The sequence below is a fragment of the Enterococcus olivae genome, assembly GCF_053760925.1.
This window is the reverse complement of sequence record NZ_JBSMVT010000031.1, coordinates 22,066-32,659: the sequence shown is the minus strand read 5'-3', so window position 1 is coordinate 32,659 and position 10,594 is coordinate 22,066. Positions and strand designations below refer to the sequence as shown.

7 protein-coding genes and 1 pseudogene are annotated in these 10,594 nt (G+C 38.4%); 4 read left to right on the top strand and 4 right to left on the bottom strand.

What is annotated here, in order from left to right; translation table 11 throughout:
* The 3 genes from ACWODM_RS14585 to ACWODM_RS14575 all read right to left on the bottom strand — a co-directional run.
* Positions 1-143: transposase (locus ACWODM_RS14585; RefSeq protein ID WP_455322075.1), on the bottom strand; the 143-nt coding region annotated here is incomplete at its 3' end.
* Between the two features lie 262 nt (positions 144-405).
* Positions 406-1,236, bottom strand: a complete 831-nt coding sequence (locus ACWODM_RS14580) for an endonuclease/exonuclease/phosphatase family protein (protein WP_071868615.1) — start codon at positions 1,234-1,236, stop codon at positions 406-408.
* A gap of 36 nt (positions 1,237-1,272) precedes the next feature.
* Complete coding sequence (locus ACWODM_RS14575) at positions 1,273-3,441, bottom strand: PTS transporter subunit IIBC (protein WP_455322073.1); 2,169 nt, start codon at positions 3,439-3,441, stop codon at positions 1,273-1,275.
* A 291-nt stretch (positions 3,442-3,732) separates the two neighbouring features.
* Between ACWODM_RS14575 and ACWODM_RS14570 the strand changes: the two genes are divergently transcribed.
* The 4 genes and pseudogenes from ACWODM_RS14570 to ACWODM_RS14555 all read left to right on the top strand — a co-directional run.
* The gene (locus tag ACWODM_RS14570) at positions 3,733-6,027 is read left to right on the top strand and encodes a glycoside hydrolase family 65 protein (protein WP_455322072.1); all 2,295 of its coding nucleotides are present in this window, start codon (positions 3,733-3,735) and stop codon (positions 6,025-6,027) included.
* On the top strand, positions 6,020-6,685 hold the full coding sequence (gene pgmB, locus ACWODM_RS14565; protein ID WP_455322071.1) for a beta-phosphoglucomutase: 666 nt from the start codon (positions 6,020-6,022) through the stop codon (positions 6,683-6,685). Before ACWODM_RS14570 ends, pgmB begins: the two co-directional genes overlap by 8 nt.
* The gene (locus ACWODM_RS14560; protein ID WP_455322070.1) at positions 6,678-7,685 is read left to right on the top strand and encodes an aldose epimerase family protein; all 1,008 of its coding nucleotides are present in this window, start codon (positions 6,678-6,680) and stop codon (positions 7,683-7,685) included. The genes pgmB and ACWODM_RS14560 overlap by 8 nt, the downstream gene beginning before the upstream one ends.
* Before the next feature lie 24 nt (positions 7,686-7,709).
* Positions 7,710-8,298 (top strand): annotated as a pseudogene (locus ACWODM_RS14555) (LacI family DNA-binding transcriptional regulator); the annotation flags it as partial.
* 245 nt (positions 8,299-8,543) lie between these two features.
* On the opposite strand, the gene ACWODM_RS14550 reads toward ACWODM_RS14555, so the two are convergent.
* Entirely contained in the window at positions 8,544-10,367 is a 1,824-nt protein-coding gene (locus tag ACWODM_RS14550) for an APC family permease (RefSeq protein WP_455322069.1), read from the bottom strand.
* Positions 10,368-10,594 lie beyond the last annotated feature (227 nt).

Genomic DNA, 10,594 nt, shown 5'->3' with positions numbered 1-10,594 from the left:
ATGTGGATATGATCCGGCATAGCGTGGGCTTCAATAATTTCCACGTCTTTCATTTCACATAGTCTTCGTAAAATTCTTCCGATCTCTTTTCTTAATTGTCCATAAATCACTTTCCGTCGATACTTCGGTGTAAAAACTGACAATTAATAATTTTAATCTTTTAACTTCAGATTAGCTTTTTTTCTGAATATTTTATACTATTGCAAATAAATACACGATTGAAAATTTGTAGTCACGATGCCACTGCTACTCAAAATACGGAAAAATTCAGATATCTTAAGAGTTTCTGGACTTTAAAATGATTAAAAAGAAAAGTTAGGTAAAAAAAAACTACCGACCAAAGGTTTCTAGTCAGTAGTTTATTTGTTATTGTTTCTTGTTTCATTTCATCAACGCGTGTGCTGCTTAAAATTTAGTAATTTCTATTTCAACACCAAAATGATCACTAACAACTGGCGCATTTTTACCATCAAATACGACTTGGTGTGCGTCAACAATACTAGTTGCCGGAACAAAAATATAATCAATTCTTAGTTTCCGAGTATTTTCTTTCCAACCATCAATGGCTTGCTCTACCGTTGCTTCACCGCTCTTTACTTTTGCTATAGAATAGCTATCTCTTAGAGCAAGTGGACTTTTTTCAACGAGTGAGTAGCCTGCTTCTTGCGCTGGATTATTAAAATCACCAAGTAAGAAAAGAGGGTTAGTTTCTGTTAATAATCGTTTTTCTAACTGATGCCATTCGAAAGCAAAGCCAGAATTTTCATCCTGCCACCAAGAAAAGTGAGTACTTACGACACAAATTTCTTTTCCTTGGAATAACGTATTGCCAATCAGTAGTTTTCTCGTTCGATAATCTTGATAATTACTTGTTTCAGACACAACAATTGCTTCACTTGTCAAAGGATTTTTTGAAAGCAGAGCATTTCCTTCTTCATAAATATCATAGCCAATATGACTCATGTCCCAGCTCCAATAATAGGTCCGCCCTTTCATTGCCAACTTTTTGACTAAACAATAAGCAAAGTTATCTTCATGAATACTTTTTTGCCCACTTACTGGGCAAAAACCAATAAGCTCACTTTGAGAAACAATAACTGAATCCACTAATTGATTCACTTCTTGTAATGCAATCACCTCATAATCAGCTTCGATAATTTTCTCAACTAATTGTTGTAACTTTTGTTCAGCCTCTTTTTCTAGCCAGCTATGTGTATTTAGTGTGAGCAAATTCATTTGTCTGACTCCTTTTTTATTCCACAGATTTTCCCTTTAAATATGGATAGTTCCAACCACTTCGTTCGCTTGAACATTTCCAAAACGTGGGATTTCTAACGTTTCAATTTTATTACTGTTAGTGAAAACTACCATAATTGTTTTTTCTTTACCCGCTTTTTCGACAACAGCTAGATCCATCGATGCAAGTTTTGTTCCTGCAGTAACTGTTTGTCCTTCTTTAACAAAAACTTCAAAAGCTGTTTCCGTTAATTCAACTGTATCAATCCCCATATGAATTAAGATTTCAATGCCGTCTGTTGTCTGCAAGCCCATTGCGTGTTTGCTTGGGAATATAGTAATGACTTTCGCATCAACTGGTGCTACAACAGTTTCTTGTGCTGGAATAATAGCTAATCCTTCACCCATCATTTTTTGAGAAAATACAGGATCATCAACATCTTCTAGCGCAATCAGTTCTCCTGTTGCTACCGCATGAATCGCTTGCTCTTTGCCTAAAAAAGTCGTTTGTTCTTCTGTTGAACTGACTAGATTATTTTTTGGTAAAGGAATAGTTGCACCAGATTGTAACAAATCTTCAATATCAGATTTCAAAACATCTGCTTTTGGTCCATAAACGGCTTGCACTCCATTGTCTTTTACAATCAATCCCATTGCTCCAGCACGTTTCCAAGCATCTTCTGCTCCGACCTTTTCGCGATCATTGACACTCACACGTAAACGAGTCATACATGCGTCTACTTCACTAATATTTTCTTTACCACCTAACAAATGAATGATTTGAATAACTTGTTCGCTTGCTACACCTTCACTTGTAGTTGCCGTTTCCGTTGCTCCCCCGCCGTCATTGTCATAATTTCCATTACGTCCAGGTGTCGCAAAATTGAATTTTTTGATTAAAAAGTTTGCTAAGAAATAAGTTCCTACACCAAACACTACGACACACAGAACAAAGTTAAGTAGATCGCCACCTAATCCTGCCTTGATCGCTAATGGTGTCCGTGTCAATAACTCAATATTCCCAAAAGAATGTACTCGTAATGGCAAGATATCTGCCATTGCAAAAGCTGCCCCTTGGATAAAAGAATACACAATATATAAAGGCATTGCTGCAAACATAAACATGAACTCAAGTGGCTCTGTCACACCTGTCAAGAAAACTGCCAATGCTGCTGAGAAATACATTGATTTATATTTTGAGCGTTTGTCAGCATCCACATTACGATACATTGCCAAAGCCAAGCCCATTAAAATACCAGACGAACCAATCATTTGTCCGACTTTAAAACGTGCAGGTGTCCAATTTTCTAATACAAAAGCATATTGTGATGTGTCACCAGCACCTTTAAGGTTGACTAAGTCTGTTGCCCAAGCAAGCCATAATGGATCTTGACCAAATACTTGAGTTCCAGCTTGTGCACCAGATAAAATTTCATACGTTCCGCCCAATTGTGTGTAATTGATTGGAATCGTTAACATATGATGCAAACCAAAAGGTAAAAGTAATCTTTCAAGTGTTCCGTATAAGAATGGTGCTAAAATTGGCGCACTATCTTTTGATTGAGCAATCCATAGACCAAAGTTATTAATCCCTGCTTGGATATTTGGCCACACAATAGCAAGAATCAAAGCAACAATTGTAGACCATAAGATTACAACAAATGGGACAAAACGTTTCCCATTGAAAAATGATAATGCATCAGGTAATTTTCGATAATTGTAATATTTATTGTAAGCCATCGCACCAACAAATCCGGCGATAATCCCAACAAAAACCCCCATATTTAAAGCAGGCGATTCTAAAACACTAGTGAAGAAACCTTTAACCATGATTTTTGTACCAAATAAGGTATGAGTAAATGCCTCTTCATTCGCCAACATATCAGTAGTAACACCAAAAATTGCTCCAGTGATTCGATTGATTAATACAAATGAAATCCCTGCAGCAAATGCACCGCCTGCACGATCTTTTGCCCAACTACCTCCAATAGCTAATGCAAATAAAAGATGTAGATTTCCAATAATTGCCCAACCAATACTCTCAACTACACCACCAGTTGTAACTAGTGGTGAAAAATCTGGATTGATTAGTGGTAGTGACTTCCCAATACTAATCATTAACCCTGCAGCTGGCATCACTGCAACAACAACCATCAATGCTTTTCCGAATTTTTGCCAAAACTCAAAACTAAATAATTTCTTCATGTTCTCTCTCCTTTACGCAATCGGTTTCGCTACATTGCCATTATAGCTTGGGGTTTATTTTTTGTAAATACTTTATTTTTAATTAGTGCCAAAAAAATTTTTCCTACTTCTATTAGCCTCTTTCCCTGCTAATCACATTATTTTTTCAAAATAACCGTAAACGCTCAGTATTCCGTGCTTTTCTCTTACTCCGTTTAAAATAAAAAGATTTCTTGAATTATTTTTATTGACTAAAGCAATCGGTTGCGTTTATTATGGACGTATCAATATGAATTATCTAGGAGGCAAATCATGAAACAAATCAAACGTCTTTTTCAAATCGACCCATGGAAAATCAAAACGAATCAACTAAACAAAAATGAACTACGTCTACAAGAGTCCCTTACTAGTATCGGAAATGGTTACATGGGTATGCGTGGCAACTTTGAAGAAAGCTATTCTGGCGACCATCACCAAGGAACATATCTTGCAGGGGTTTGGTATCCGGACAAAACGCGAGTTGGTTGGTGGAAAAACGGCTACCCAGAATATTTCGGTAAAGTAATCAACGCCGTGAATTTTATCGCAATGGAACTACTGATTGATGACCAACCAATCGACTTAGCGACACACCAGCCAGAAGATTTTTATCTAGAATTAGATATGAAGAACGGGCTACTATCACGTCAATTTACGATCACTACTGACACAAATAAAGTACGCTTTTCTTTCGAACGTTTTCTAAGTATATCTAAAAAAGAAGCTGCGTTTATTCACTTGACTGTTGAAATGCTTGAAGGCACAGGTACAATCAAGCTTCGTTCAAAATTAGACGGAGATGTTCAAAATGAAGACAGTAATTATGAAGAACATTTTTGGTTGCCAATAGCAGTCGGTTCAAAAGAAGCGATTGGCTATTTAACTACCGAAACAATCCCTAATAACTTTGGAATTGAAACTTTCACTGTAACTTCTGCCATGCGTCATTTAATTGATGGTGAGCTAGCTTTACCAACATATGAAGAAACTGAATTGACTTTATCAGCAACATTCACCAAAACATTACAAGCTGGCGAATCGTTCACTATTGATAAAGAAGTCATTGTTTTAACCAGTCGCGATGTCGAAAAAGAAAAACAAGTTCAACGAGCAATCGAGATGCTTACTCAGCTTGATCAAACCTATGCACAAGAAAAATCAGATCAAACAGCAGCATGGGCAAAACGTTGGGAACTGGCTGACGTTGTCATCAAAGGTGATGATGAAGCACAGCAAGGAATCCGTTTCAATCTTTTCCAACTATTTTCAACTTATTATGGAGAAGATCAACGATTGAACATCGGACCAAAAGGATTTACTGGTGAAAAATATGGTGGTGCAACTTATTGGGACACTGAAGCTTACGCTGTACCACTTTATTTAGCTTTAGCTAAACCAGAAGTAACAAAAAACCTTTTGAAATATCGTCACAACCAATTGCCACAAGCTATTCACAACGCGCAACAGCAAGGATTAAAAGGCGCACTTTATCCAATGGTTACCTTCACAGGTATCGAATGCCACAATGAGTGGGAAATCACTTTCGAAGAAATCCATCGAAATGGCGCGATTGCTTATGCTATTTATAACTATACAAATTATACTGGCGATCAAGAATACTTGAAAAAAGAGGGCTTAGAAGTCTTAGCTGAAATCGCACGTTTTTGGGCAGATCGCGTTCACTTCTCAAAACGACAAAATAAATACATGATTCATGGAGTTACTGGACCAAACGAATATGAAAACAATATCAATAACAACTGGTACACGAACACGATTGCTGCTTGGGTCTTACGTTACACAGCTGAAAAGTATTCTGAGTTCAAAACAGAAGCGACTGCAACGATTTCTGACGAAGAGTTAGCGAAATGGACAGAAATTGCCACAAACATGTACTTCCCGACAGATCAAGAATTAGGAATTTTTGTACAACATGATACTTTCTTAGACAAGGATCTACAACCAGTAACAGCCCTTTCTCCAAATGACTTACCTTTGAATCAAAATTGGTCTTGGGATAAAATTTTACGTTCTTGCTTCATCAAGCAGGCAGATGTTTTACAAGGAATCTATTTCTTCAATGATCAATTCACAACTGAAGAGAAACGTCGTAATTTTGATTTTTATGAGCCAATGACCGTTCATGAGTCATCTCTTTCTCCAAGCATCCATGCCATTTTGGCTGCAGAATTGGGGATGGAAGATAAAGCAGTTGAAATGTATCAACGTACTGCACGTTTAGATCTGGATAATTATAATAATGATACCGAAGACGGGCTTCACATTACTTCAATGACCGGCAGTTGGTTAGCGATCGTTCAAGGTTTTGCGCAAATGAAAACAGATCACGAAACATTAAGTTTTGCACCATTTTTGCCTAAAACTTGGGAAGCCTATTCTTTCCATATCAATTATCGGAATCGTTTGATCTCTGTTGTTGTTGATAACAATCAAGTCACTTTCACTTTACTAGAAGGTGAACCGTTAACTTTCGTTGTCTATAACAAAACCTATGAATTAGCAAATACACTATCTCTATCACTTAGAAAGGAAGATGAAAATGTTTAAGGGTGTTTTATTTGACCTAGACGGCGTTATTACTGATACAGCCGAGTATCACTATCACGCTTGGAAAAAACTTGGTGAAGAAATCGGTATTTCAATTGATCGCTCATTCAACGAGCAGTTAAAGGGTGTTAGCCGTGAAGACTCTTTATCTTTAATGCTACGTTATGGAAATAAAGAGAACGATTTTACAGCTGAAGAATTTGCTGAGCTGGCTCAAAGAAAAAACGATTATTACTTGGAAATGATTCAAGCAATTACGCCCAAAGACGTTTATCCGGGAATTTTAGAACTACTAGCAGACTTGAAAACAGCGAAGATTAAAATCGCTCTTGCTTCAGCAAGTAAAAACGGGCCTTTCTTACTTCAAAAAATGAACTTAACTTCTTATTTCGACGCAATCGCAGATCCTGAGAAAGTTGCTCATGGTAAGCCAGCACCAGATATTTTTTTGCTGGCTGCTAAAGAAGTAGGCTTAACAACAAAAGAATGTCTTGGTATTGAAGATGCGCGAGCTGGAATCCAAGCAATTGTGGCGAGTGGCGCTCAACCCGTGGGCGTTGGTCAAAAGAAAGACCTGGGTGAAAATATTCCAATCGTTTCTGACACAACCGAATTAACACTAGCTTACCTTAAAGAAGTGTGGCGAGAACATGAATAAACCGAACATCCGCGTTACACCAATTACTCACAATTTAAAAAAAATCACTTTGAAGAACGACTTTTTAACAGTCGTTCTTCTCAATTATGGCGCTCGTCTTCATCAAATATTTGCACCTGACAAAGAAGGAAACGTTGAAAACATCTTGTTAAGTTATGATAACTACGAAGATGTTTTAGCTGATAAAAGTTTTTTTGGTGCAACTGTCGGTCCTGTCGCGGGGAGAATCCGCGACGGCAAATGGAAAAATCACCAACTTGAAAAAAACAATGGCACACATCACATTCACGGCGGAACAAATGGCTGGTCTTTTCAATATTGGGACATCGAAATTTTTGAAGAACCTGATGCAATCGGCGTGGTCTTTTATTTAAAAGATACTTTTTCTGGTTACCCAGGCCCAATAAAAGCTACCGTAACGTATCGTTTACAGAATAATCAGCTTGAAATGACCACGAAAACAACCAGTAACGTGACCACCATTACTAATCCAACCAACCATGCTTATTTCAATCTTTCAGGTAATGGACAAAGAGATATTTTAACGCATTCTTTGACGCTAAACACCTTAGGAATGTTGGAGTTAGATTCTGACAAATTACCCACAGGAAATTTACTCGAAGAAAGCGACTTATGTATAAACTTCAAGAAAAAAAATTCGCTAAAACAAATTCTCGATGCTTACCCAGTTGGTTTGGATGATGTTTTTTTATTACGTTATCCTAAAGTAACTAAACCTTCACTTCTTCTAGAAGAAAAGCAATCAGGTAGACAGATGGCTGTAGCAACTTCTAACAAAAGTGTGGTATTATTTTCTACGACTGGTTTTCATGCTGATTTTAAATTGAATGGTCAGAAAATGCATTCAAACTACGGATTAGCTATTGAACCACAGGAAGTACCCGACATCGTTCACTTTCCAGAATGGGGATCTATTACACTACATCCTGGTCAAGAACGCGTTACCCAAACAATTTATCAATTTATGACTACCTCATAGTTACAAGAAAGGCGTGGCAAAATAATTGCTATCACTGTAAAAGATGTCGCAAAAAAAGCAGGCGTTGCTACTTCAACCGTTTCGCGTGTAATCAACGATCACCCAAGCATCTCGGAAACAACCAAGAAAAAAGTCCGTAAAGTGATGGATGACCTTGGCTATGTTCCAAACATGACTGCCAGAAATCTCGGAAAGCGGACATCCAATGCCGTTAGTGTTATTTTGCCCCCACTGGATTCTAAAGAAAGACTTGGCAATCCGTTCTATCTTGAAATTATGGAAGCAATTAATGACGAAGCTCGGCTTTATGACATGACAACAGCGATTGCAGCAGCTAAAAGTTTTGAGCTTTTGCTCGAGAACGTCAAACGCATGCACCTCCAAAAGCAAGTTGATGGCTTCATTCTCGTTTATTCAGATAGCGCTGATCCAGTGATTGAGTATTTATACGAGAACCAGATTCCGTTTACCTTGATTGGACAACCTTATCAACATGAAAATAATATTGTTTATGTCGATAACGACAATCAACTACTTGGAAAACAAGCAACCGAATTTTTAACTAGATGATACTTACAATTCCATCTTGTATGTGATAAACTTTTATCATCAGTAGACATAAAAAAACTCCTTTCGATTTGATAAGCGGTTGGTAGCCACTTATTAGTATATCGAAAGGAGTTTTTTAACGCTAAAGCTACTTCGTCCACGCCTATAAGCGCGCGGTTTTTTTGTTTCACACGCTTTGCGAGTGAAACGGACTAAAGTCATTAATAAAACAAAACCTGTCCGGAAAAAATCCGGACAGGTTTTTTGTGCTATCTATAATGAATTTGTCCATGAGACAAGAGGCTATCTTTATTTTTTCAAATGGTAGCTATAGGTACCGACAACGATATGCTCACGCCAAGACAAGCGGAAACGTAAACGAAGGCTCGTTTGATTGTGCAGAACATTTTGCCAGCGATGTTTGGGGACGAACTGCGGAATGATCACCGTTGTTGTGTAATTGTGTTTGCGGGCTTGTTTACTAACAAAGTCTACATAGCGGATGATCGGATTTTCAATCGATCGATAGGACGAATGAATGACTGAAAAGCGGACATCCGGAAAATTCTTCTTAAACTCTGCCTCGATTTCTTTTTCTTTCTGGACATCTTCATCCAGCGACACATGCATCGCAACGACATGATCTCCGATCGAGCGGGCATAATTTAATGCTCCGACATTCACACGAGTCACATTCCCAACCAAAACGATCACCGTATTACCATCATAGGTATGCAGCTGAGCTTCTTCCTCTAAGCGTAATTGTTCCGCTACTTTTTTGTAATGATCGTGAATTTTGTAAAAAATGAACAGCAGGATCGGCATGATAATAAAGAATGGCCAGATATCTGCCAAACGGAACACAAACAAAATACCAATGATCGAATAAGAGATCGCAGCTCCGACAATATTAGCCAATGACTTGACCAGCCAGCCTTTACCGTCTTTACGCCATTTGATGACCATCCCAGTTTGCGAAAGAGCAAATGGAATAAACACACCGATCGAATACAGAGGAATCAAGCGTTCAGTAGATCCTTGAAAAATAAACAACAACAAGATCGAACCTGCTGCCAAAGTGATGATACCGTTAGAATATCCCAGACGATCGCCACGATCCTGATACATATGTGGCATAAATTTGTCCTTGGCTAAATTATATGCCAGTACCGGAAAGGCTGAAAAGCCTGTATTGGCGGCAACAGCCAAAATCAAAGCGGTGGTGAACTGCAGCATGTAAAACAAAACACCATGTCCAAAGACTGCCTGCCCGATTTGCGACAGCACGGTGACTTCTTGTTCCGGAACGATCCCATACCAGTAATTGATAAAGGTGATCCCTGCAAAGAAAAATCCTAGAATGATTGCCATCAAAGTCAATGTCGCAGCAGCATTTTTTGCTCTTGGCTTTTTAAAAAACGGTACGGCATTACTGATTGCCTCCACTCCGGTCAATGAAGAAGAACCTGACGAGAAGGCCCGTAAAAGCAAGGCGATGGAAATACCGGGCACAACTGCTCCAGGAACCGCTGTAGCCTGTAGGGGCGCCATTCCTGTCACGATATTGAACAGGCCTACAATGATCAATAATGTGATGACTGCGATGAACGTATAGACGGGCACCATCAAAAAGGTCGCAGATTCTCTTAGCCCTCGCAAATTCATCATCATGATCAGCAAGACGATCACGACTGAAAGTGCAACCTGATGTCCGTACAATGCAGGGATTGCCGAAGTGATTGCCTCCGCACCAGCTGAAACAGAGACTGCCACGGTCAGCATGTAGTCGATCAGTAAGGACCCACCTGCAACTAGACCTGCTTTCTCACCAAGATTTTGGCTGCTGACCACATAAGCACCTCCGCCATGAGGATAGGCATGAATAATCTGGCGATAAGACAAAGTTAAAGAAACCAACAAAACAATGACAAAAACCGCAATCGGCAAAGAATACCAAATAGCCGCAGCAGACAAAGCAATCAACACAACGACGATTTGCTCTGTTCCGTAAGCAATGGAAGACAAGGCATCTGAAGACAACAGCGCCAGTGCAGCAAAACGTGTCAATTTTTGCTCATCATTTTCTGCAGATCTTAAGGGTTTGCCTACTAACAACCGTTTCAAATATTCCACTTTTTTTCGCTCTCCTTGAATTGAGAAATAGATTACATTTTGTTATTAAAAAGAACCGTCAAAATCAAATGATCTGTTTGACAAGAGTGAATATTACGCTTTAAAAAATAAAAAGTCAACGTAGAGCACTACTGTTTTTCATTGATTTTTCTTAGTCATTTCTATTTTTCTATTCGTTTTTTTTCATAAGTAGACAAGCAAAAAATCTGTATCTAAAAGACACAGAT